The organism is Paenibacillus durus (genome assembly GCF_000756615.1).
Classification (GTDB): Bacteria; Bacillota; Bacilli; order Paenibacillales; family Paenibacillaceae; genus Paenibacillus_AQ; species Paenibacillus_AQ durus.
In genome coordinates, this window is the sequence record NZ_CP009288.1 from 747,438 (window position 1) to 769,996 (window position 22,559).

Annotated in this window: 21 protein-coding genes and 1 riboswitch; of the genes, 15 read left to right on the forward strand and 6 right to left on the reverse strand. The window is 55.7% G+C overall.

Features of this window, described 5'->3' with window-relative positions; all coding sequences use genetic code 11:
• Positions 1 to 48 precede the first annotated feature (48 nt).
• Positions 49 to 489 carry a helix-turn-helix domain-containing protein gene (locus PDUR_RS27055; RefSeq protein WP_052409979.1) on the reverse strand — a complete coding sequence of 147 codons (441 nt, stop codon included), beginning with the start codon at positions 487 to 489 and terminating at the stop codon, positions 49 to 51.
• A 281-nt stretch (positions 490 to 770) separates the two neighbouring features.
• Between PDUR_RS27055 and PDUR_RS03415 the strand changes: the two genes are divergently transcribed.
• Positions 771 to 1,982, forward strand: coding sequence for a fibronectin type III domain-containing protein (locus PDUR_RS03415; RefSeq protein WP_042205103.1), 1,212 nt, complete (start codon positions 771 to 773; stop codon positions 1,980 to 1,982).
• A 147-nt stretch (positions 1,983 to 2,129) separates the two neighbouring features.
• Here the strand turns inward: PDUR_RS03415 and PDUR_RS03420 are convergent, their stop codons facing one another.
• The 5 genes from PDUR_RS03420 to PDUR_RS03440 are packed head-to-tail and all read right to left on the reverse strand — an operon-like array spanning position 2,130 to position 6,016.
• Complete coding sequence (locus PDUR_RS03420) at positions 2,130 to 2,540, reverse strand: DUF1667 domain-containing protein (protein WP_052409981.1); 411 nt, start codon at positions 2,538 to 2,540, stop codon at positions 2,130 to 2,132.
• Entirely contained in the window at positions 2,537 to 3,565 is a 1,029-nt protein-coding gene (locus tag PDUR_RS03425; RefSeq protein ID WP_052409983.1) for an NAD(P)/FAD-dependent oxidoreductase, read from the reverse strand. Before PDUR_RS03425 ends, PDUR_RS03420 begins: the two co-directional genes overlap by 4 nt.
• Before the next feature lie 21 nt (positions 3,566 to 3,586).
• Complete coding sequence (locus tag PDUR_RS03430) at positions 3,587 to 5,029, reverse strand: NAD(P)/FAD-dependent oxidoreductase (protein WP_042205104.1); 1,443 nt, start codon at positions 5,027 to 5,029, stop codon at positions 3,587 to 3,589.
• Between the two features lie 22 nt (positions 5,030 to 5,051).
• Positions 5,052 to 5,252: a hypothetical protein gene (locus tag PDUR_RS03435; protein ID WP_042205105.1), complete on the reverse strand. Its 201-nt coding sequence runs from the start codon at positions 5,250 to 5,252 to the stop codon at positions 5,052 to 5,054.
• Complete coding sequence (locus tag PDUR_RS03440; RefSeq protein ID WP_042205106.1) at positions 5,249 to 6,016, reverse strand: hypothetical protein; 768 nt, start codon at positions 6,014 to 6,016, stop codon at positions 5,249 to 5,251. The genes PDUR_RS03435 and PDUR_RS03440 overlap by 4 nt, the downstream gene beginning before the upstream one ends.
• A gap of 377 nt (positions 6,017 to 6,393) precedes the next feature.
• Positions 6,394 to 6,495: riboswitch (purine riboswitch) on the forward strand.
• A 234-nt stretch (positions 6,496 to 6,729) separates the two neighbouring features.
• Between PDUR_RS03440 and purE the strand changes: the two genes are divergently transcribed.
• The 14 genes from purE (at position 6,730) to PDUR_RS03510 (ending at position 22,500) form a co-directional block, all read left to right on the forward strand.
• Entirely contained in the window at positions 6,730 to 7,215 is a 486-nt protein-coding gene (gene purE / locus PDUR_RS03445) for a 5-(carboxyamino)imidazole ribonucleotide mutase (RefSeq protein WP_042205107.1), read from the forward strand.
• A complete protein-coding gene (locus PDUR_RS03450) occupies positions 7,212 to 8,495 on the forward strand; it encodes a 5-(carboxyamino)imidazole ribonucleotide synthase (protein WP_407944278.1) in 1,284 nt (427 codons plus the stop codon). Before purE ends, PDUR_RS03450 begins: the two co-directional genes overlap by 4 nt.
• 6 nt (positions 8,496 to 8,501) lie before the next feature.
• On the forward strand, positions 8,502 to 9,797 hold the full coding sequence (gene purB, locus PDUR_RS03455) for an adenylosuccinate lyase (RefSeq protein ID WP_042205109.1): 1,296 nt from the start codon (positions 8,502 to 8,504) through the stop codon (positions 9,795 to 9,797).
• A 27-nt stretch (positions 9,798 to 9,824) separates the two neighbouring features.
• Positions 9,825 to 10,718 (forward strand): phosphoribosylaminoimidazolesuccinocarboxamide synthase, encoded by an 894-nt coding sequence (locus PDUR_RS03460; RefSeq protein ID WP_042205110.1) that lies wholly within the window; start codon positions 9,825 to 9,827, stop codon positions 10,716 to 10,718.
• 112 nt (positions 10,719 to 10,830) lie between these two features.
• Complete coding sequence (gene purS / locus PDUR_RS03465) at positions 10,831 to 11,076, forward strand: phosphoribosylformylglycinamidine synthase subunit PurS (RefSeq protein ID WP_042205111.1); 246 nt, start codon at positions 10,831 to 10,833, stop codon at positions 11,074 to 11,076.
• 4 nt (positions 11,077 to 11,080) lie between these two features.
• Positions 11,081 to 11,770, forward strand: coding sequence for a phosphoribosylformylglycinamidine synthase subunit PurQ (gene purQ, locus PDUR_RS03470; protein WP_042205112.1), 690 nt, complete (start codon positions 11,081 to 11,083; stop codon positions 11,768 to 11,770).
• Complete coding sequence (purL, locus tag PDUR_RS03475; protein ID WP_042205113.1) at positions 11,748 to 13,994, forward strand: phosphoribosylformylglycinamidine synthase subunit PurL; 2,247 nt, start codon at positions 11,748 to 11,750, stop codon at positions 13,992 to 13,994. Before purQ ends, purL begins: the two co-directional genes overlap by 23 nt.
• Entirely contained in the window at positions 13,979 to 15,475 is a 1,497-nt protein-coding gene (purF, locus tag PDUR_RS03480; RefSeq protein WP_042205114.1) for an amidophosphoribosyltransferase, read from the forward strand. Before purL ends, purF begins: the two co-directional genes overlap by 16 nt.
• A 255-nt stretch (positions 15,476 to 15,730) precedes the next feature.
• Complete coding sequence (locus tag PDUR_RS03485) at positions 15,731 to 16,069, forward strand: hypothetical protein (RefSeq protein ID WP_042205115.1); 339 nt, start codon at positions 15,731 to 15,733, stop codon at positions 16,067 to 16,069.
• Between the two features lie 53 nt (positions 16,070 to 16,122).
• On the forward strand, positions 16,123 to 17,166 hold the full coding sequence (purM, locus tag PDUR_RS03490) for a phosphoribosylformylglycinamidine cyclo-ligase (RefSeq protein WP_042209022.1): 1,044 nt from the start codon (positions 16,123 to 16,125) through the stop codon (positions 17,164 to 17,166).
• Positions 17,166 to 17,780, forward strand: coding sequence for a phosphoribosylglycinamide formyltransferase (purN, locus tag PDUR_RS03495; protein ID WP_042205116.1), 615 nt, complete (start codon positions 17,166 to 17,168; stop codon positions 17,778 to 17,780). The genes purM and purN overlap by 1 nt, the downstream gene beginning before the upstream one ends.
• Before the next feature lie 267 nt (positions 17,781 to 18,047).
• Complete coding sequence (gene purH / locus PDUR_RS03500; RefSeq protein ID WP_042205117.1) at positions 18,048 to 19,595, forward strand: bifunctional phosphoribosylaminoimidazolecarboxamide formyltransferase/IMP cyclohydrolase; 1,548 nt, start codon at positions 18,048 to 18,050, stop codon at positions 19,593 to 19,595.
• Positions 19,596 to 19,619: 24 nt separating this feature from the next.
• Positions 19,620 to 20,888 (forward strand): phosphoribosylamine--glycine ligase, encoded by a 1,269-nt coding sequence (purD, locus tag PDUR_RS03505; protein ID WP_042205118.1) that lies wholly within the window; start codon positions 19,620 to 19,622, stop codon positions 20,886 to 20,888.
• Positions 20,889 to 21,168: 280 nt separating this feature from the next.
• On the forward strand, positions 21,169 to 22,500 hold the full coding sequence (locus tag PDUR_RS03510) for a tetratricopeptide repeat protein (protein ID WP_042205119.1): 1,332 nt from the start codon (positions 21,169 to 21,171) through the stop codon (positions 22,498 to 22,500).
• Positions 22,501 to 22,559 lie beyond the last annotated feature (59 nt).

A 22,559-nucleotide genomic window follows, 5' to 3' on the forward strand; every position in this document is an offset into this window, starting at 1 on the left:
ATGTCTGCTCCTGATCAAGAACCTGATTCCTGTTCCTTCGCCAGACGTTCAGCTCGATGACGGCAGGCTCTTTTTTTCAACTTTCTTCAATTGCTCGTGTTTAAAAAGCACCATATTCATGATAAAGTCTTTATCTTCCCTGGAGAAATCCCTGTACATTAGAATGAGCTGTTCTTCTTCTTTCGTGGCGTTCATATATAGCGCTTTCTTAAATTCTTCACCCAGATTAATAACACCCGGCTCCTGAACGGAAGAAATATCAGTTCTGCCTGCATCCCCAGGAACATGGTCTTGACCGGTCAGCAGCCAGTCGGCAGACACGGCGAAAAAGGAGCATAACGCTACAATTGTATCGGCGGCCGGCGAGACTCTGTCTTTCTCGTAGTTGCTGATATTCCCTCTTGAAACCCCGGTTTCATTCGCGACATGCTGCTGCGATAAATCAAGAGTTTCCCTCAAGTATTTAAGTCTTTGTCCTATGGTTTCCATCGAATCACTCCCGGAAATGAAACTTATCAATGTACTAAATATCATTAAATAGTGCTAATTATAATAGAATAGCTTTAATTTAAGCGAAAAGCATTGAAAAAGCTTAATATTAAGCGTATAATAGCAATATAAGCTTAATCAACGCTCTGTATACATACTGGTTACGCTGAAATGTTCTTTGAAAGCTGAATATTGTACAAAATCAGTTCCTCATGCCATATCCGGTGCAGGAGAGGCGAAATATATCCAATCAAAACGATATATAGGAGGAACAATATATTATGTTAATCTTTAATAAAAATAAAGTAAAACGCAAAGTGGCAACACTCATGCTTGCAGCCATTGGCACAGTTACGATATTTTCCCAGACGTCGTTTGCTCTTAACGCCCAGAGTAACGCGAACTTTTTGTTCAGAGGTGTCCAGGTTCTCGATGACGATGAAGTTGTCGTCTATCTGGACAAAGGAACTTCGTCCATAACCAAGGATATGTTTAAAATCTATGAAGGAATCGGCACCGGCGGAACGCCAATCAGCATCACGGGAATTTCGTCCTACTCTACTCCGTACAATCTGAGCGTTTCCGGCTATGCTCCGGGATCAAGCTATATTCTCACTGCCGCCAGCGGCACTTTTGACGAAAAAGAAGCGTACACCATTGAAGCAAGCTCTACGGTTCGCGCGGGCAACGGGCTGACCCTGGGAGATGCATTGCAACGGAAAAATCCGGTCATCTCTTTCGTTCGTCCTGATTCCAGCAGCGATTACGGTACCGGCAATGTGAACATGTGGACATTCATGGACTCGCAGAACAACGGAAATATTGCAAGAGATGGCGGCTTGTATATCTCCCTCAGCAAGCCTGCCAGCAATGCAAGCGCGGTGCTAAGCGGTTTGAAATTGTATAAAAATACAGGCAGCGGCTACACTGAAGTCACTTATGACAATCCGAGCAGTCCGACAACGACTACTGATGTATTTCAGCCGGTAAAATCGAATCAAGACGATTTCTTCTACATCCCGCTGAGCATAGCCGGAAACGGAACAGGCGCCCAGAAAAATCTGCTATCTAATACAGCCTACAGACTCGATATTCCTGAAATCCCTCTGCAGGGTGGCGGAGAAATTACAAATAGTCTTGATCCTAATGGAATCACCAGTATTTATTTTACAACGATGAACGGAATAGGTCCGACAAAAATGAATTCTGCGCCAACAGCATCAGTTACAGGCAGCAGTGTTGACCTGTCCTGGACAGCTACCAGCGATCTGGGTACCAGTCCCAATATTGTAGGCGCTGCCGCTACCGGATACAACGTTTACCACAGCACCGACAAATACTTCGGATTCACGAAGGTGAACTCGTCGGCTATTACCGGCACGAGCTACAGCGCGGGCAGCTATGCTTCCGGTACGCATTACTTCCGGATTACTCCAATCGCCAACAGCTATGAAGGCGGGTATTCCAACGACGTTGTGGTTACCATCCCTTAAGTTCCGAAAGTGAATAAAAAAATATCCCCGTAAGCATTCGCACTGCTTTTGGGGAAGCTTAGAAAAATTATTATTCTGCTGTATAGTATAGCAAAATTATGGCCTGATGTTAATATTCCGCATGATGAAAATCACGCATGAAGATCATTAACAGCCTGCACCGGATATGTCATGAGCAACTGATGATTGCTGATCTTGCGCAACGCTTTTTGAACTGATGACATCTGTGCCGGTTCCCAGAATACCGGCGATCAGCACCTCTCCGGCTCTGACGGGTGCGTTCACCCGGAGATTCTTGACCAGCCGCATCCATTCGCTTATCCGCTCCTTCGGCAGCGGCCCGCTGGAGCGAATGGGAAGGCGTTTACAGACACCGCCCTCGATTGGAACCGTAGTTGTCACAATGCGGGAGGGGCAGAGGATTTCATCATGTGCATACTGCCTTCCCCGCTCGCAGGAATACCCGGAGATGTAGGTTATGACCTCATCCAGCGTATAGACGTCCAGGGTGCATTCCTTGGGGCAGACAATGCATGTAAGAGTGCTCTGATTCATCATCTGGCGATATGCCTCCCGTCTTGATGATCTGAATCAATCCCCGTCCGGCGGCACTCGTCAAGGATGAAGCTGGCTGCGGAACGCCCTGCCAATCTTCCCTGGATGGTGACATAATCGGCCAGACTGTGGATGGACACTGCGTTCCCGCAAGCAAAGATTCCCTCAGCGCTTGTGAGCATTCGCTCGTCAACGGCCAGTCCGTAATTGTCTTCGTTAATGGCAATCCCGGCTTGAAGAGCCAGCTCATTCTCCGGAATGAGGCCTACGGAGACGAGCAGCGCGTCGCACTGGACAAATGTCTCCGTCCCCGCAATTGGCTGCATTCGGCTGTCCACTTGCGCAAGCTGGACACCCTCCAGCCGGTCCTTCCCGATCGTGGAAGTGACGGTATGGCCGAGAAGGAGAGGGATGCCGAAGTCATCCAGGCATTGTATTACATTGCGGCCCAGACCGGAAGGAGCAGGCATAGCTTCGACAACAGCTATAACTTCGCTTCCTTCAAGCGTCAGCCGGCGGGCCATAATCAGCCCGACATCGCCCGATCCGAGGATGACGACGCGCTTGCCGATGCGATAGCCTTCCAGATTCATGAAACGCTGGGCGCTGCCCGCTGTGAAAATCCCGGCCGGGCGGTCGCCCGGAATGCCAATGGCCTCCCGCGTCCGCTCCCGGCAGCCGGTTGCAATAACGAGCGCCTCCGCCCCAATTTCCATGAACCCGTCGACGGCATTAACTGCTTTGACGCTTCGCTTCTCCGATATTTCAAGCACGGTTGTATCGGTCTTGCACACAATATCCGACTGCCGAATGGATTCGATAAAGCGTTCGGCATATTCGGGCCCTGTGAGTTCCTCCTTGAAGAGATGCAGGCCGAATCCGCTGTGGACGCATTGCTGCAGAATTCCGCCTAATTCCCGTTCTCGTTCCAACAGGATAATGCGCCCTATTCCACTCTTTCTCGCTTCCAGCGCGGCAGCCAATCCCGCAGGGCCGCCGCCGATGACCGCAAGCTCAAACCGTTCCATCTATTGCCTCCTGTCCGCCTGTCAAGGCATTGAATCAGACAAAAGCTCCGACCCGTTATTTTCGTATAATACTTGTTCCATGCGCCGTCCCAGCTCCTCAGACAACAAGCTTGTAACCTTCGGACCGCAGAAGCCGCCCTGACATCTGCCCATCCCGGCTCTCGTCCGGAGCTTAACGCCATTAACGGAACATGCTCCCGGTACACGGCTGATGGATTCGCGGATTTCCCCTTCAGTGACCTGCTCGCATCTGCATACGATACGTCCGTAGCCGGGATGCTGCCCAATCCATTGGTTCCTCTCGCCGTCCGGTATGGACTTAAATGAAACGATGCTGCCGCGACTCGGAACAAAGGCGGGGTTGCGTTCCAGGGAAAGCCCCATTCTGCCGTATATGGAAGCGATCATGTCCGCGATGTGGACAGCGATTGCCGGAGAACAGGTCAGGCCGGGGTTATTGATGCCGGCGGCATGGATCAGCCCGTTCAACTGTTCCGATTCCTGGATCAGGAAATCGCCTGCGCTGCATTTGGCCTTTAGTCCCGCAAAAGAACGGATAACCAAGTGCTCCGGAATGCGCCGAGAGATTTTATGAGCCGATTTCATCAGCTTGTCCATTTGTTCGGCCGTCGTTTTTTTGCTCGTGCGGTCTTCGGCTGGCTCCATGCTTGGCCCGATCATCACGTTGCCGTGCTGAGTGGGGATGAGGAAGACGCTTTTTTCTTTCTCGGACTTGCAGTGGGCTACGATGTGGCTGATCTGAAGCTTGGCGCTGCGGTCAAGCACGGCGTATTGTCCGCGCTTCGGCAGGATGGAGAAAGACTCTGAACCCGCCATGCGGTTAATAAGGTCCGTATTGATTCCGGCACAATTGATGACAGCCTTCGCTTCCAGCGTGCCGCCCGCAGTTTCAACCGCGATTCCGCTCTGCAGCGGCGCAAGTCCGGTTACTTCCGTATTCAGCTTAAATTCTACACCGTTCGCGGCGGCGTTCTCCGCAAGAGCGAAGCACAGCTCCCACGGATCAACGATTCCGCATCCCGGATTAAGTAGAGCCGACCTTACTTCTTCATTCAGGGAGGGCTCGCGCTGCAAGGCTTCTTCTCCGCCGAGGATGCGAACGCCGTCAATGCCGTTGGCAGCAGCCCTTTTGCGAAGCTCCTCGATGGCGGCATCGTCTTCCTCGTCGAAACCGGCAATCAGCATGTCGACGGGCTTGAACGTAACATCAAGCTCCCGGCACAGCGCCTCGAACATTTGCCTGCCCTGAAGGGTCAGACGACCCTTCAGCTTGTCCGGACGGGCGGTGTGCCCATTGTAGACGATGCCGCTGTTGGCCTTCGTCGCCCCGCAGGCAATCTCATTATTTTTCTCAAGCACGGCGATGCGAAGCTTATATTTGGACAGTTCTCTGGCAACCGCGGTTCCTACAATTCCAGCGCCTATGATGATGATATCGAACAAGGGTCATTCCTCCTTCCGTGAGCTAATTGGTTGCTTCCGCCTTGCCCGCCATACAATGATAAGAATCGCTTGTCCAGCGCCGAAAATAACAGTTTAGGCAGGATACGGGATCGTCGGTCACCCATTCCTCTTCCACATCGGGGCGGAAGGAGCCGCAGCGCGATGCTTGTTCCACAGCCTGAAGCTTTACGGATAAAAAGGGGTCACGCTCGCTCCCGGTCATTGGCCTGTCCTCTGAAGCAGGTGAACCTGCTCTTTGGAGCATGTTCTCCAGACGAGCGCTTGGTCCTCAGTTTCCAGCGGCTGAACAGGAATGACCGCTTTGCCTTCGGATAAAATGGATTTCACCATATTTCCAAGGACCACCGTTTCTTCCCCGCCCAGAACCGTACCGCCAAGGCTGATGATCCGGTCTACTTTGGCAAGCGCGCAAAGCTCGGCTGCTGTAAGGATGGTTCCCGGCTCTCCGACCTTATGCTTATCTTTGAACGACCCGTCGTTGCCCCCGAGACGCAGTCCCGCTCCGGCCATCGCCCCGATTACGCCTTGCCCGGTTCCGCCGTGTTCCGACAAGTGAATGCCAAGCTCAGACGCTAAGGTGTAAGCACTATTCTTGTCCAGCACCTCCCGCTTGGCGAGATAACTATAGTCGATTAACCGCACAGGGTCTGCAAGCAGATCCGGGACGACGACGCAAAGGCCGGGATCAGCTTCCGGTTCGCTCTCCGTTTCCAAATGCCGGCCGCTGAAATCAATGACAGCCTGAAGATACTGAGGATCGATATCCGCTTCAAAACACATGGAGCTGTTGTGTGAGGTATAAGGAATGTCCTCATGGAGCAGGAGCTGATGCCGGGTAATTCTGCTTGATGTGCCCCAGCCGTTCGACTTAATGGCTCGTGATATATTTTTTGCCAAATCGCCGGTCCCCTTTATTCCTTTGGTCGTAAAACTATCCGTATCGTCAATGCTCACCAATATTCGCATAAGGTTCTTTCCTTCCATAACTTTATTATTAAAGATATATAAATATATTTAGATATATTTAGGTATGAATTATATCAGCAAACCCGAACACCAGAAGTGATAAGTTGCAACCGACACAATAATGTAAAAAATAATGCAAATTCCAATGTGATAATTCAGATAATCTGATAATTATTCAAGAGTCTGTATAGGAAACGACCAAAGACTTGCTGTAATTTTAATAAGGAAATTTCTATAATTTATTTTTCGGGATATGGACAAACTTCGGAGATAAGGAATTCCTATAAGGATGGAGAGGATTGTCAAAAAACGAACATTTGAACGAGACGGTATGATAATGTTCGTGTTTAAGTTGACATACGGTGTAGGGGGTTGTTAAACTGAAGGCATCGACAGCTCGTATAAATCCGGAAATAAGGTCCGGAAGTTTCTACCTGGAAACCGTAAATTTCCGGACTACGGGGAATTGAAAGACATAAGGCGACATCGCTTGCGGCTTGTCCGTAAGAATCGATGCTGTCCTTTTTCCTGTCTCGCCCCGAGGCGAGTGCCTGGAAATGTTCTTGGTTCCCGTGTGGTAGTCCGAATTTCCCGCAAAATTTGTAAGGGAATCGGGCTTTTTTTGTGCGAATTATGGAAAACTATAGCGAAATGGGTCAAGATAGGAACTGGAGCTGAAATATCATTCCATTGAACGGAAGGCAGGTTGAATCATGTCGGTGCAGGTAGCTGTTATTATGGGCAGCAAATCGGACTGGGAAACAATGAAGCATGCATGCGAGGTGCTGGAGGAACTGGAGATCCCTTATGAGAAAAAGGTCGTATCCGCACACCGCACGCCGGATCTCATGTTCCAATTTGCGGAGGAGGCTGCGGAGCGGGGCATTCGCGTCATTATCGCGGGCGCCGGAGGCGCGGCGCATCTGCCGGGCATGGTAGCCGCGAAGACGATCCTGCCCGTTATCGGTGTGCCGGTGCAATCGAAGGCGCTGAATGGACTCGATTCGCTGCTCTCGATCGTGCAGATGCCGGGAGGCATACCGGTTGCGACGGTAGCGATCGGCAAGGCGGGCGCGGTGAACGCCGGGCTGCTGGCCGCCCAGATCATCGGCGCGTTCGATCCCGAGGTGCAGCGCAGGGCGCAGAATCGCCGGGATGCGATTCGTGACGAAGTGCTGGAAGGCAGCGACGATCTATGAGCGGCGGCGGAATCGGCGGCGGAGCGGATATGCCGGATTGTAAGACGCAGCCGCGGATGCTGCGCCCGGGAGCGACCGTCGGCGTGCTCGGCGGCGGCCAGCTCGGGCGCATGATGGCGCTGGCCGGCAGCGCCATGGGCTACCGTTTCGTGGCGCTCGACCCCGCGCCGGATGCGCCCTGCGGGCAGGTATCGCCGCAGATCGTCGCGGCGTACGACGACATCAACGCGGCGCGTGAGCTTGCGCGCCGCGCGGATGTGATCACGTACGAGTTCGAGAACGTCGACGCGGGCGTAGCCGCGCTGCTGGCGGAGGAATCGTACGTGCCCCAGGGCAGCGCGCTGCTGTACACGACGCAGCACCGGCTGCGCGAGAAGGCCGCCATCGAAGCTGCGGGCGTCCCGGTGGCCCCGTACCGCAAGGTGGCGAGCCTTGCGGACCTTACGGCGGCGGCTGCGGAGCTCGGCCTGCCGGCGGTGCTGAAGACCGTCACCGGCGGATATGACGGTAAGGGACAGGCCGTCCTCCGCCGGGAGGACGAGCTGGAGGAAGCGTTCCGGCGGCTCGCGCCGGAAGGCGCGTTCCCAGCAGGAACGGTGCCGGGAGAAACTGCTCCGGCGGCCGAAACCGCCTCGGCGCAGGCTCCCGCGGTGGAGGACGCCCCGCTGGTGTTGGAGAAATTCGTGCCGTTCCGGTGCGAAATCTCGGTTATTGCCGCCCGCAGCTCGCGGGGTGAGGTGAAAAGCTTTCCAGCGGCGGAGAATATTCATGTAGATAACATTCTCCACCTGTCCATCGTTCCTGCCAGGGTGCCGGAGGAGATCCGGCAAAGAGCCTGCGAACTGGCGGAGCAGCTGATTGCGGGGCTTAACGCCGTCGGGCTGCTGGCGGTGGAGATGTTCGTGACGGAGGATGGCGAACTGTTCGTTAACGAGCTGGCGCCCCGCCCGCACAATTCTGGCCATTACACGATGGACGCCTGCGCCACCTCGCAGTTCGAGCAGCATGTGCGCGCGGTATGCAACCTGCCGCTTGGAAGTACGGACCTGCTGACCCCGGCCGTTATGGTCAATGTGCTGGGTCAGCATTTGGAAGGGGCGGTCGGCCGCTTTTGTGAGGACGATGAAGAGGCCAATCGGCTTGGAGTAATCCCCAAGCTTCATATATATGGCAAGACCGAAAGCAAGACGGGCCGCAAAATGGGCCATATCAATCTGCTCTGCAAGGATACGGCGGATGCGCTCGCCTGGGTGGAGCAAACTAACCTTTGGAGGAACTGAAATCACATGATCGAACGTTACAGCAGACCGGAAATGCGTGCTATCTGGACCGAAGAGAATAAATTCAAAGCCTGGCTCGAAGTGGAGCTGTGCGCCTGCGAGGCGTGGGCGGAGCTTGGCGTCATCCCGAAAGAGGATACGGTCAAGCTGCGGGAGAACGCAGAGTTCAATATTGACCGCATCTACGAAATCGAGCAGGAGACGCGCCATGACGTTATCGCGTTTACGCGCGCGGTATCGGAGAGCCTTGGGGCGGAGCGCAAATGGGTGCATTACGGCCTGACCTCCACCGATGTCGTTGATACGGCGCTTGGTTACCTGCTGCGCCAGGCCAACGAGATTTTGGAGAAGGACATCGTGAATTTCATTGAAATTTTAAAAGACAAGGCGATTGCCTACAAAGATACGCCGATGATGGGCCGTACGCACGGCGTACACGCCGAGCCGACTACGTTCGGACTGAAGATGGCGCTGTGGTATGAGGAAATGAAGCGCAATCTGGAGCGGTTCCGCCATGCCGCAAACGGCGTGCAGTTCGGCAAAATCTCCGGCGCGGTCGGTACCTACGCCAACATCGACCCGTTCGTGGAGGAGTTCGTCTGCCGCAAGCTGGGCACTAGCCCCGCGCCGATCTCGACGCAGACGCTTCAGCGCGACCGTCATGCCGAGTACATGGCAACGCTGGCGCTGATCGCCACTTCGCTTGACAAGTTCGCGACCGAAATCCGCGCGCTGCAAAAGAGCGAGGTACGCGAGGTTGAGGAAGCTTTTGCCAAAGGACAAAAAGGCTCGTCGGCGATGCCGCACAAGCGCAACCCGATCGGCTGCGAGAATATTTCCGGCCTGTCCCGGGTTATCCGCGGACATATGATCACCGCCTACGAGAACGTGCCGCTCTGGCATGAACGCGATATCTCGCATTCCTCGGTGGAACGGGTAATCCTCCCGGATGCGACGATGCTGCTGAACTATATGCTGAACCGCTTCGGCAACATTGTGAAGAACCTGACCGTATTCCCGGAAAATATGAAGCGCAACATGGAGCGTACCTTCGGCGTACCGTTCTCCGGCCGCGTTATGACGAAGCTGATCGACAAGGGCTTCAGCCGCGAGCAGGCTTACGATACGGTGCAGCCGCGCGCTATGCAGGCTTGGGAGACGCAGCAGCATTTCCGCGAGATTGTTGAGAATACACCGGAAATCACGGCAGTTCTCAGCCCGGAAGAGATTGCAGACGCGTTCAATCCTTCTTGGCATCTCAAGAATGTGGATACGATTTTCCGGAAGCTGGGCTTGATCTAAACTCATTTCTGCAAGGGAGGAAAGGCCATGACACATCCTGCCGTATCGACTGCGGTGGATCTGATCGACGCTCCGCTGCTGTACAAAGGCAAAGTGCGCGAGCTGTACGATTTGGGAGAAAATATGCTGATCGTCGTGACGGACCGGATTTCCGCGTTCGACTATGTGCTGGAACCGGCGGTGCCGGACAAAGGCAATGTGCTGAACCGCCTAAGCGCATTCTGGTTCGGGCAGACGAAAGAGCAGTTGGACAATCATGTCGTCCATATCGATGTGGACCGTCTGGGCGGTATCGTCAAGGACCCTGAGCTGCTGAGAAACCGCATCATGGTTGTACGCAAGGCTCAGCGGATCGACATGGAATGCGTGGTGCGCGGATACATTACCGGCGGCGGCTGGCGGCAGTATAAGGAGACCGGCAAGGTGAACGGCATCGAGCTGCCTAAGGGTCTGCGCAAAAATGCGAAGCTGGCGGAACCGATCTTCACCCCGGCTGCTAAAAATGACGTCGGGCACGACGAGGACATTCCTTTTGCCAAAATGCAGGAATTGATCGGCGAGGAGCTCGCGAACGAGCTTAAAAAGAAGAGTCTGAAGCTGTATGCTTTCGCACGCGATTACTGCGCGGAGCGCGGCATTTTGCTGGCCGACTGCAAATTCGAGTTCGGTATTCTGGACGGCAAGGTCATCCTGATCGACGAAATTTTTACGCCGGATGCTTCCCGTTTCTGGGCGAAAGACAAGTACGCTCTGGATATTGAAATCGACAGCATGGACAAAGAGCCGGTGCGGGCTTATCTCGCTTCCTCTTCCTGGGACAAGAACAGTACCCCTGACCCGCTTCCGGAGGAGGTCGTCAATGAGACGAGCCGCCGCTACCTGGATATTTACCACCGGATTACCGGTCATTCGCTGAACTGATTTTTTTTCAACGGTTGAAGTCCGATTTATATAAAAATGTATTGTCCGCCTGCCTTTCATTATTTATTCGGAGGCCTTTCGGGCATGAATATTTAGGAGGAACGACAAAGCTATGTTAAAAGCGAAGGTATATGTCACCATTAAAAAGAGTGTGCTTGATCCTCAGGGAGTAGCTGTACAAGGGGCTCTGCATTCCGTAGGCTTCCAAGAAGTCGAAAGCCTGCGCATCGGCAAGTATATGGAACTGACTCTGGATACGAACGACCGCGAAGAGGCCGGCAAGCGTCTTAAGGAAATGTGCGAGAAGCTGCTCGCGAATACGGTGATCGAGGATTACCGCTACGAATTGGAGGCTTAAAGTCATGAAATTTGCTGTACTTGTCTTTCCCGGCTCCAATTGCGATATCGACTGCTACAAGGCGGTGGAGGATACGGTTGGCGAGCCTGTCGATTATGTGTGGCATACGGCGACCGACCTGTCGGCTTATGACTGCATTCTCGTTCCGGGCGGTTTCTCTTACGGCGATTACTTGCGCTGCGGCGCGATTTCCCGTTTTGCCCCGGTGATGAACGAGGTGGCCAAGGCGGCTGAGCAGGGCAAGTTCGTGCTCGGTATTTGCAACGGATTCCAGATTCTTACTGAAGCAGGACTGCTGCCGGGCGCGCTGCGCCGGAATATGTCGATGAAATTCCGATGTCATGACACGACGCTTAAGGTCGTTAATAATACAACGCCGTTCACAACGGACTACGCTGCAGGCGAAGAAATCATCATTCCGATCGCCCACGGCGAAGGCAATTATTACTGCGATGAAGAGACGCTGGCTGCGCTTAAAGCGAATAACCAGATCGTATTCACTTATACGGACAATCCGAACGGCTCTGTCGCCGATATTGCGGGCATCTGCAATGAGCGGGGCAATGTGGTCGGCATGATGCCGCATCCGGAGCGGGCGGTTAATTCACTGCTTGGCTCGGAAGACGGTAAACGGATGTTCAGTTCCATTTTGAAGACATGGAGGGATACTCATGGCACAGCAAGTGTCCGCTAAGGAACCGACCGCGGAGCAAATTAAGGATCAGAAAATTTACAGCCAGTTCGGCGTGTCGGACAGCGAATACGAGCTGATCTGCTCGTTCATGGGACGCCTTCCCAATTATACCGAAATCGGCGTGTTCAGCGTGATGTGGTCCGAACACTGCGCGTACAAGAATTCGAAGCCGCTGCTGCGGCGCTTCCCGGTAAGCGGCCCCCGCGTTCTGATGGGACCGGGTGAAGGCGCAGGGATCGTGGACATCGGCGACAACCAGGCCGTTGTGTTCAAAATCGAAAGCCATAACCATCCGTCGGCGGTAGAGCCTTATCAAGGCGCGGCTACGGGCGTGGGCGGGATTATCCGCGATATTTTCTCGATGGGCGCAAGACCGGTAGCCGTACTGAACTCCCTTCGTTTCGGCAAGCTCGGAAGCGACCGGGTCAAATATCTATTCGAGCATGTCGTGTCCGGGATCGCCGGCTATGGCAACTGTATCGGCATCCCGACTGTTGGCGGCGAAGTGATGTTCGACAACAGCTATGACGGCAATCCGCTCGTCAACGCCATGTGCGTCGGTCTCATTGACCACGACAAAATCCAGCGCGGCGTCGCCAAAGGCGTCGGCAACCCGGTATTCTACGTCGGACCGCCTACGGGACGCGACGGCATCCACGGCGCGACCTTCGCGTCGGTGGAGCTGAGCGAGGAGTCGGAAGCGAAGAAGACGGCGGTGCAGGTCGGTGATCCGTTCATGGAGAAGCTGGTTATGGAAGCCTGCCTTGAGCTGATCGATACCGGCATCGTCCTCGGTATTCAGGACATGGGCGCAGCGGGCCTGACCTGCTCCAGCTCGGAAATGGCGAGCAAGGCGGGCAACGGTCTGGAGCTGTATCTCGACCAAGTGCCGCAGCGCGAGGAAGGCATGACGCCTTACGAAATGATGCTGTCGGAATCGCAGGAGCGGATGCTGTTCGTTGTTGAGCCGAAGGATGAGGCGCAGGCGCAGGAGATTTTCGACCGCTGGGGCGTTATTTGCTGCAAAGTCGGCAAAGTAACGGACGACGGCCGCCTGAAGCTGTTCCATCACGGCGAAATCGTCGGCGATATGCCGGTAACCGCGCTGGTGGATGAGTGTCCGGTATATGACAAGCCGTCTTCCGTACCGGCTTATTACGAGGAGAACGCGGCGGTTGACACGCTACGCTATGAAGAAGTGACCGACCTTGGCGGCGCGCTGAAGAAGGTGCTGGCTTCCCCGACGGTGGCAAGCAAGGCATGGGTCTACAACCAATATGACTATATGGTCCGCACCAGTACGGCGGTTCGCCCTGGCTCGGATGCCGCGGTCGTGACGATTCACGGCACGCGCAAAGGACTTGCGATGACGACGGATTGCAATGGCCGTTACGTGTACCTGGACCCTGAGGTCGGCGGCAAAATCGCGGTCGGTGAAGCGGCGCGGAACATCGTCTGCTCCGGCGCGCAGCCGCTGGCGATTACGGACAACCTGAACTTCGGCAGTCCGGAGAAGCCGGATATTTTCTGGCAGATGGAGCGCGCCGTTGACGGCATGGCGGAAGCCTGCCGCGTGCTGGACACGCCGGTTATCGGCGGTAATGTCAGCTTGTACAACGAGAATGCCACAGGCGCCATCTATCCGACTCCGGTAGTCGGCATGGTGGGACTGGTGGAAGATACGGATCATATTACAACGCAAGCGTTCAAGAGTGAAGGCGACGCCATTCTGCTGCTCGGCGAGACGCGTGCGGAGCTTGGCGGCAGCGAGTTCCAGTACGCCGTGCACGGCGTAACGGAAGGACGTCCGCCGCAGCTAGACCTTGCGGTAGAGCGCAAGCTGCTTGACGCCGTGCTCGGCGCCATTCGCAGCGGCCTTGTCCGCTCGGCCCATGACCTGTCCGAAGGCGGCCTGGCGGCCGCGCTGGCCGAGAGCTGTATCAGCGGCCGGATCGGCGCGAACGTCGAGCTGGCTTCGAACGGACTGCGCCGCGATGTGGCGCTGTTCAGCGAGAGCCAGTCGCGCATTCTGCTTACCGCTTCGAGTGACAAGGCTGAGGAACTGAGCGCGTATATCGCTGCGGCCGGTGTGCCCGTTCAGGTCATCGGCAGCGTAGGCGGCGAACGTCTGCGTGTAAATCTTGACGGTTCTTCCGCCCTGGACGAACCGGTGGCGGAGCTTACAACCATTTGGGAGGATGCTATTCCATGTCTTATGAAATAAAGACCGGGAACAAGCAGGCGGAACCCCTCCTGTGGACCGGCGACTTTTACAACGAAGGAACGGGCTCGGGAGATATATTTGATACATTAAAAGAAGAATGCGGCGTTTTCGGGGTCTTCGGACACCCAGAAGCCGCTTCCATGTCTTATTACGGCCTTCACGCGCTTCAGCACCGCGGCGAGGAAAGCGCGGGCATCTGCGTGGCGAACGGCCGGAACTTCAATTACCATCGCGGTATGGGACTGGTCAAGGAAGTATTTGACAAGGATAAAATCCAGTCGCTGGTCGGCGACATGTCCATCGGGCATGTTCGTTATTCCACCAGCGGCGACAGCCGGCTGACGAACGCTCAGCCGCTCGTCTTCAAGTACCGGGACGGCGATCTGGCGATTGCGACGAACGGCAACATCGTGAATGAGCCGCTGATCCGGCGGGAGCTGGAGAGCAGCGGTTCGATCTTCCAGACGACAAGCGATACCGAGGTGCTGGCGCATCTGATCGCGCGTTCGCCGAAGGATTTTGTGGACGCGGCTAAGGAAGCCCTGCAGAAGCTCGTTGGCGGATTCGCTTTTCTGCTGATGACCAATGACAAGATGCTTGTTGCTTCCGATCCGAACGGCCTGCGGCCGCTTGTGATGGGACGCGTCGGGGAAGCGTATATTTTCGCTTCGGAATCCTGCGCGCTGGAGACAATCGGCGCGGAGCTTGTCCGCGATATCCAGCCGGGCGAGCTGCTGATTCTTGATAAGGACGGGCTGACCGAGGACCGGTTCGCCGAGCCGCAGCGCAAGGCGCTGTGCGCGATGGAGTATATTTATTTCGCCCGGCCCGACAGCGACATGAACGGCGCGAACCTGCACGCCGCCCGCAAGCGGATGGGCAGCCGGCTCGCGCTTGAAGGCTTTGTCGACGCCGACATCGTGACGGGTGTGCCGGATTCCAGTATCTCCGCCGCGATCGGCTACGCGGAGCAGACCGGCATCCCTTACGAGCTTGGGCTGATCAAGAATAAGTACACTGGCCGGACATTCATCCAGCCGAGCCAGGAACTGCGCGAGCAGGGCGTCAAAATGAAGCTCAGCGCCGTCCGCCGCGTAGTGGAAGGCCAGCGCGTCGTCATGATCGACGACTCCATCGTGCGGGGCACGACCTCGCGCCGGATCGTCAATCTGCTCCGCGAAGCGGGAGCGACCGAGGTGCATGTGCGCATCACTTCGCCGCCTTTCAAGAATCCATGCTTCTACGGCATCGACACGCCGGACCGCCGCGAACTGATCGCTTCGCATCAGTCGATTGAAGAAATCCGCCGCGAGATCAATGCGGATTCGCTGGCGTTCCTGTCGCCGGAAGGACTGATTCAGTCCATCGGCGGTCTGAGCGGAGGGGAATACAAAGGCGGGCTGTGCCTGTCCTGCTTCGATAACGATTATCCGACGGAGGTTGACTTTGGCGGGGCGGAGAAGGAAGGGTGCGGCTGCTAGCGTTTTCGATCCCCCTAAATCCCCCTTGCCAAGGGGGACCCCGGAGGGCGCCGCCCTCCGGCCACCCGAAAGCTCGGCGTAACGGAGTTTAGTGTGAACTTGCTAAGCGGGGGTTGGCGCAGGCAGCCGCTTATCGTCCCTTCCGCTTGCGCGGACTAGCGGGACACGCTTTACGTCCCTGCGGCTCCCGGCATCCGGCCTGCAGCCGCCGCCGGGGCGCAGGAGCACCGCTGCTTCGCATAGCGGTGTTAGGGCTTGTCCAGCCCCAGCCTGTTCGCTTCGCGAATGCGCTGGCTGGACTCGCCGCAGGCGAGGCTGACCGCCGCTACGCCCGGCGGTCCCAAGGGCTCGACCGCCCCGTGCTGTTCGCTTCGCGAAGTCGCGGCTGGTCTCGCCCCGGGCACGGGCGCCGATTCTATAGGCGCCCGGCCCTTACTGCTCCCCTACCCTGCGATTGGGGAGGCTGTCATGAAGAGAAAATTTGGAGCTGGAGAAGCGACAGCGTTCGCCTTTATGCTCGGATTTCAACCGCTAAGCGGTTCAATCAGGAAATCTGAGCATAACAGCGATCGGAAGCCCAAATGTTTATCGTAATGACAGCCGGTCCCAATCCCCAGGGTTTCAACTACATGAAAAGAGGTGTCCAAGTGTCCGAAGCTTACAAAAACGCCGGTGTCGATATTGCGGCGGGCAATGAAGCGGTAGAACGAATGAAGAAACATGTGAAGCGCACGTTTCGCCCCGAGGTTATGACGGAGCTCGGCGGATTCGGTGCGCTGTTTGGCTTGAATAAAGATAAATACGAGGAGCCTGTGCTGGTATCCGGAACGGACGGTGTCGGTACGAAGCTGAAAATCGCCTTCGCGGCGGACCGTCATGACACGATCGGTATCGACGCGGTTGCCATGTGCGTGAACGATATTGTCGTGCAGGGGGCGGAGCCGCTCTTTTTCCTCGATTATCTGGCCTGCGACAAGGTCGTTCCGGAGAAGATCGAAGCCATCGTTTCGGGGATCGCGGAAGGCTGCCATCAGGCGGGCTGTGCGCTGATCGGCGGAGAGACTGCGGAAATGCCGGGTATGTACGCGGAAGGCGAGTACGATATCGCTGGGTTTACAGTAGGCGTTGCCGATAAGGCCAAGCTGGTAACCGGAGAGCAGATCGCGCCTGGCGATACGGTGATCGGACTAGCTTCGAGCGGTGTGCACAGCAACGGATTCTCGCTGGTGCGGAAGCTTTTACTGGACGGAGAAGGCGGTTATAGCCTTGATGAAGTACTGCCGGAACTGGGAGCGCCGCTTGCGGATGTACTGCTGGCGCCGACCAAAATTTACGTCAAGCCGCTTCTTGGGCTGCTGGAGCAGCTTCCGGTGAAGGGCATGGCGCATATTACAGGCGGCGGCTTCATCGAGAACATTCCGCGTGTGCTGCCGGATGGCGTCAATGTGGACATCAATTACGGCTCGTGGCCGATTTTGCCGATTTTTGAACTTCTTCAGCAAAAAGGCAATGTGACCAACCGTGACATGTTTACCACCTTCAATATGGGAATCGGCCTGGTGCTTGTGGTAAGCGCGGACGACGCGGCCAAAGCGCTGCAGTTGCTGAAGGACAGCGGCGAGGAAGCCTATGTGATTGGCAAGGTGACAGAGGGAGAGCGTAAGGTTACCTTTACGGGAGCGGATGTATGATGGATTACAGCCGGATCGCCGTGTTTGCCTCGGGGCAGGGCAGTAATTTTGCCGCGCTGGTGCAGGCGCAGCGGGAAGGACGGCTGGGCGGCGGCGCCATCGAGCTATTGGTGTCCGACAGACCGGAAGCGCCTGTGGCGCAGCGGGCTCAGGAGGCCGGGATTCCTTCCCTGCTGCTGCGGCCCAAGGATTTTGACAGCCGTGAGCAGTACGAGAAGCGGATTATAGAGGAGCTTCAGCGGCGCGAGATCGGGCTCATTGTGCTGGCCGGATATATGCGGCTCATTACACCGGTGCTGCTGTCGCCTTATGAGGGACGCATCATTAATATTCATCCGTCGCTTCTGCCGGCCTTCGCCGGCAAGGATGCGATCGGACAGGCGCTGGCTTACGGCGTGAAGCTGACGGGAGTCACGGTGCATTTTGTCGATGGAGGCATGGATACCGGTCCTGTCATTGCCCAGCGTGCGCTCGCGGTGGAAGACGGCGATACGGCTGATACTCTGGCGGAACGCATTCACCAGGTGGAGTACGAGCTGTATCCCGAGGTCGTTGCCGCTTTTGCAGCCGGAAAAATCGAACTGGATGGAAGAATAGTGAAGGTTCGCAAATAGCAGTACACCGGTTCTATTTACTCATTCGACAAGCGGTTCCAGGGATTTGATATTTCTCGGGAAATAATGCACAAGCGGCGAGAAGTGTTGAATAAACGGGCGGATGAGCCGTGAAAATAGTATGTACCATCTGGGTATACGGAAATCGGTCGATTCGAGTGGCTTTTGCGGATATTGCAAGAGCGTCCGGGCAACCCCCTTAACTATTTATGCAGTCAATGTTTCACCCATTAAACTACAAGACAACACGGAGGAGGACTATACAAAGTGAGTATCAAAAGAGCGCTGGTCAGCGTATCGGATAAACGGGGCATCGTGGATTTTTGCCGCGAGCTGTCGGCATTGGGCGTAGAAATCATCTCCACAGGCGGAACGAGCACCCTTTTGGCCAAAGAAGGCGTGCCGGTGATCGGAATCTCCGACGTGACGGGCTTTCCCGAAATCATGGACGGACGCGTTAAAACGCTGCATCCTGCTGTTCACAGCGGCCTGCTGGCGGTCCGGGACAACGAAGAGCATACGCGCCAGATGACCGAGCTGGGCCTGGATTACATCGACCTGGTGGTCGTGAATCTGTATCCGTTCGCGGAGACAATCGCCAAGCCCGATGTGAGTTACGAGGAAGCGATTGAGAACATCGATATCGGCGGACCGACCATGCTGCGTTCGGCGGCGAAGAACCATGCGTTTGTGAGCGTAGTGGTGGATGCCGACGATTACGCCAAGGTGCTTGAAGAAGTGCGCGCGGGCGGTGACACGACGCTTGAAACCCGCAAACGGCTTGCGGCAAAAGTATTCCGCCATACGGCGGCTTACGACGCTCTGATTTCCGACTATCTGTCCAATGTGACCGGTGAACCGCTGCCGGAGCGCTACACGGTAACTTACGAGAAGATTCAGGATCTGCGCTACGGCGAGAACCCGCATCAGAAGGCGGCTTTCTACCGCACACCGCTGGCGGCTCAGGACACGCTGACAGGCGCCGAGCAGCTGCACGGCAAGGAATTGTCCTACAACAATATCAACGACGCCAACGCAGCGCTGCAAATCGTCAAGGAATTCGATGAACCGGCGGTTGTAGCGGTGAAGCATATGAATCCGTGCGGCGTCGGCGTCGGCGAGAGCATCTTTGAGGCTTATCAAAAAGCCTACAACGCCGATCCGGTCTCCATCTTCGGCGGCATCGTGGCGGCGAACCGGTATATTGATTCCGATACAGCGAATCTGCTGAAGGAAGTTTTCCTGGAAATTATTCTCGCTCCGGGCTTTACGGATGAAGCGCTGGAGATCCTCACGAAGAAGAAGAACATCCGCCTGCTCAAAATCGGAGGGCTTGGCGCGGCCGCAGCTCGGAAGAGCAGCTTTGTCGTCACGACGGTTGAAGGCGGCATGGTCGTGCAGGAAAGTGACGTTCACTCCATTGATCCGGATGAACTCAAAGTCGTAACGGACCGTAAGCCGACCGAGGAAGAGCTGAAGCAGCTGCTGTTCGGCTGGAAGGTCGTCAAGCATGTGAAGTCGAACGCTATCGTGCTTGCGGCGGATGACATGACAGTCGGCGTGGGCGCGGGACAAATGAACCGCGTAGGCGCTGCGAAGATCGCCATCGAACAGGCCGGAGAGAAAGCTAAAGGTGCGGTGCTGGCGTCCGATGCGTTCTTCCCGATGGGCGATACGCTGGAGATCGCAGCTAAAGCGGGCATTACGGCGGTCATTCAACCGGGCGGCTCCGTACGGGACGAGGAATCGATCAAGGTCGCGAATGAGCACGGAATCGCCATGGTCTTCACTGGCGTCCGTCATTTCAAACACTAGAACCGACCGGAGGTTTTATTAGGAATGGATATATTGGTAATCGGCGGCGGAGGACGGGAGCATGCAATATGCTGGAGCCTGTCCAAAAGCCCCAAAGCGGATAAAATTTACTGCGCGCCCGGCAACGCCGGGATCGCGCAGGTGGCGGAGTGCGTGCCGATCGGCGTGTTCGAGTTCGACAAGCTGGCTGCGTTCGCCAAGGAAAAAGAGGTCGGGCTCGTCGTCGTGGGACCGGACGATCCGCTGGCTGCGGGCATTGTAGACGTTCTTGAGGCAGAAGGCCTCAAGGTGTTCGGACCGCGCAAGAACGCGGCCGAGATCGAGGGCAGCAAAGCGTTCATGAAAGACCTGCTGCATAAATACAATATTCCGACGGCGGCTTACCGGAAGTTTACCGACTACGCCGAAGCTTCAGCTTATTTGAAGGAGCAGGCGCTGCCGATCGTCATCAAGGCGGATGGTCTTGCGGCGGGCAAGGGCGTAACCGTGGCCTACTCCCGCGAGGAAGCGGAGAAGGCGCTGGAGGACATGATGGTGTCCCGCATATTCGGCGAGTCCGGCAGCCAGGTTGTGATCGAGGAATTTCTGGCGGGACAGGAAATGTCGATTCTGGCCTTCGTGGACGGCGAGACGGTGCGTCCGATGCCTGCGGCGCAGGACCATAAGCCAGTCTTTGACGGCGATAAAGGCCCTAATACCGGCGGGATGGGCACCTATTCCCCGCTGCCGCATATCGACGACGCCATCATCCGCCAAGCGATTGAGACGATTGTCGAGCCAACGGCTAAAGCGATGGTTGCCGAGGGCCGGCCTTTCCGTGGGGTCCTGTTCGCAGGACTGATGATTTCACCGGACGGCACACCCAAAACTGTCGAATTCAACGCCCGTTTCGGCGACCCGGAGACTCAAGTCGTGCTGCCAAGGCTGAAGAGCGATCTGCTGGAGATCTTCCTTGCGGCGGTGGAAGGCCAACTTGCCGGGATCGATATTGAATGGAGCGCCGAGGCTGCGGTATGCGTTGTGCTGGCTTCACAGGGATACCCGGGCTCTTACCCCAAAGGCGTGCCGATCGGCGGGCTGGCCGAGGCCGATGAAGAGGGGCTCATTTTTCATGCCGGTACGGCGTTTGGATCTGATGGGAGCATCGTGACCAGCGGCGGCCGGGTGCTTGGCGTTGTCGGGCTCGGTGCAGGAATTGCTGAAGCACGGAATGCCGCTTACGTGAATGCGAATCGGATTTCCTTTGACGGCAAGCAGAACCGCACCGACATCGCGGCCAAAGCGCTGCAATAAGCTGGAATCAGACTTTCGTTCGGGATAATTCACAAATTTTTATGTTAAATGTCCTAAAAAAGGACTGACAGGCTGTGAAAGAAGTGCTATAATACAACTCGTACGGGGGAACATGTACGGATATAGACAGAATAAAAGGGTCTTTCCAATAGTGGAAAGGCCCTTTTTAAATGTTGAAAAATGCTATAATACCGACATGGACAGTCTGGCGGTGCATACTGCCCGTATGCGGACAGGCTGTTTACTATGGGTGTGCTGCAGATTTAAGGAGGAATAGGTTTTGATCAAGATCGGAAGAAATGACTTGTGCCCATGCGGGAGCGGCAAAAAATATAAAAAGTGTTGTATCGGAAAAGAACGCGGAGCTGAGGCTCCCGCGCTTAGCCTGGTGGGTTCGTTAACTGGAACAACGGTGCCCGGAACGATTGTGCAGTCCTCTACGGAGAATCATGCCGCCTCCGAGGAGAAACCGGCTTCCAAAGGAAGCAAGCTGACGCTTCCCAAGCTGAGAAAATTAGTCACGCGCGACTTGCAGTGGGAGAGCCCGGTGCATGAGCAGCTCGGCCTAACGCTGATCGAGCGGATGAGATACGAATTCGACAAGGAGCTGATCGCGGAAGCGCTGGTGCTGTGGAATGGCTTTTCACGGACGATGAAGCCGACGGTGAAGAAAGAAGGAGCCTTCTGCGCGGCGATAGAATATTTTTTATCCGAGGAATACGGCTTCATGCTGACCCAGGGAGAGCTTGCCGGGAAATATGAAGTAACCCAAGCCACGATTGCCCGCAGATACAAGGAGCTATGCGCCTATTTCGATGAGCATGCGGCCGGAGGAACGGGGGAAATGCTTCCGCTCGAAGTTATCATCGGGTCGCTCAAGGGCAGCGATAAGGAGAAGGCGGAAGAACTGGTATTCAGAGCGATGGCGGCCGGTTCGCCTAAGTCAAGATCGCAGTTGGCCAAAGCCGCGCTTGAATTTGATCCGGACAGCGCAGGCGCGTATCTTGTACTGGCCAATGAGGCGGAAGATGAGGATGAGGCGAGAGCTCTGTTAAAGGCGGGGATGGAAGCCGGCAGGCGGGAGCTGGGCAGTGCCTTCTTCACCGAGAATAAAGGGCACTTCTGGCTGATTCCCGAGACCCGTCCTTATATGCGGCTGTGTACAGGCTATGCGAATTCATGCTGGTTCGCCGGGGAGGCGGACGAAGCTGCCGGAGTCCTGGAGCATATTCTGGAGCTCAATCCAAATGATAATACAGGCGCGCGTTATCTGCTGCTTGGCGTCTATCTGTACATAGACCGGCTGACGGATGCGGATAAGCTGTTGAAAGCATATGGTGAGGAAGACGGCACCGCTTCGTTTGCCTATGACCGGATGGTGCTGGAATTCAAACGGCATGGCGTTACCTCCCGCCTGAAAATGCTGTATCGCGTAGCCAAGGGCGTGAACAAGCATGTGCCGGATTATCTGCTGGGCGCCAAAATGCTTCCGCACAATCTGCCCGATTATATCGGCATGGGCGATGCCAATGAGGCGATCGAGTACGTCATCATGCACTCGCGGCTGTGGGCGAGTGTGCCGGAACTGCTGAAGTGGATGCTTAAGCAGTAGGGTGTGCCTAAGATTTAAGTCAAAGCCTTTATTCCTCGAAAACAGGGGAATAAGGGCTT

Bases quoted from the DNA above. Each gene is read 5' to 3' on its own strand.
- PDUR_RS27055 (WP_052409979.1), bottom strand. From the start codon at position 489: ATGGAAACCATAGGACAAAGACTTAAATACTTGAGGGAAACTCTTGAT.
- PDUR_RS03415 (WP_042205103.1), top strand. From the start codon at position 771: ATGTTAATCTTTAATAAAAATAAAGTAAAACGCAAAGTGGCAACACTC.
- PDUR_RS03420 (WP_052409981.1), bottom strand. From the start codon at position 2,540: ATGATGAATCAGAGCACTCTTACATGCATTGTCTGCCCCAAGGAATGC.
- PDUR_RS03425 (WP_052409983.1), bottom strand. From the start codon at position 3,565: ATGGAACGGTTTGAGCTTGCGGTCATCGGCGGCGGCCCTGCGGGATTG.
- PDUR_RS03435 (WP_042205105.1), bottom strand. From the start codon at position 5,252: ATGACCGGGAGCGAGCGTGACCCCTTTTTATCCGTAAAGCTTCAGGCT.
- PDUR_RS03440 (WP_042205106.1), bottom strand. From the start codon at position 6,016: ATGCGAATATTGGTGAGCATTGACGATACGGATAGTTTTACGACCAAA.
- purE (WP_042205107.1), top strand. From the start codon at position 6,730: ATGTCGGTGCAGGTAGCTGTTATTATGGGCAGCAAATCGGACTGGGAA.
- PDUR_RS03450 (WP_407944278.1), top strand. From the start codon at position 7,212: ATGAGCGGCGGCGGAATCGGCGGCGGAGCGGATATGCCGGATTGTAAG.
- purB (WP_042205109.1), top strand. From the start codon at position 8,502: ATGATCGAACGTTACAGCAGACCGGAAATGCGTGCTATCTGGACCGAA.
- PDUR_RS03460 (WP_042205110.1), top strand. From the start codon at position 9,825: ATGACACATCCTGCCGTATCGACTGCGGTGGATCTGATCGACGCTCCG.
- purS (WP_042205111.1), top strand. From the start codon at position 10,831: ATGTTAAAAGCGAAGGTATATGTCACCATTAAAAAGAGTGTGCTTGAT.
- purQ (WP_042205112.1), top strand. From the start codon at position 11,081: ATGAAATTTGCTGTACTTGTCTTTCCCGGCTCCAATTGCGATATCGAC.
- purL (WP_042205113.1), top strand. From the start codon at position 11,748: ATGGCACAGCAAGTGTCCGCTAAGGAACCGACCGCGGAGCAAATTAAG.
- purF (WP_042205114.1), top strand. From the start codon at position 13,979: ATGTCTTATGAAATAAAGACCGGGAACAAGCAGGCGGAACCCCTCCTG.
- purN (WP_042205116.1), top strand. From the start codon at position 17,166: ATGGATTACAGCCGGATCGCCGTGTTTGCCTCGGGGCAGGGCAGTAAT.
- purD (WP_042205118.1), top strand. From the start codon at position 19,620: ATGGATATATTGGTAATCGGCGGCGGAGGACGGGAGCATGCAATATGC.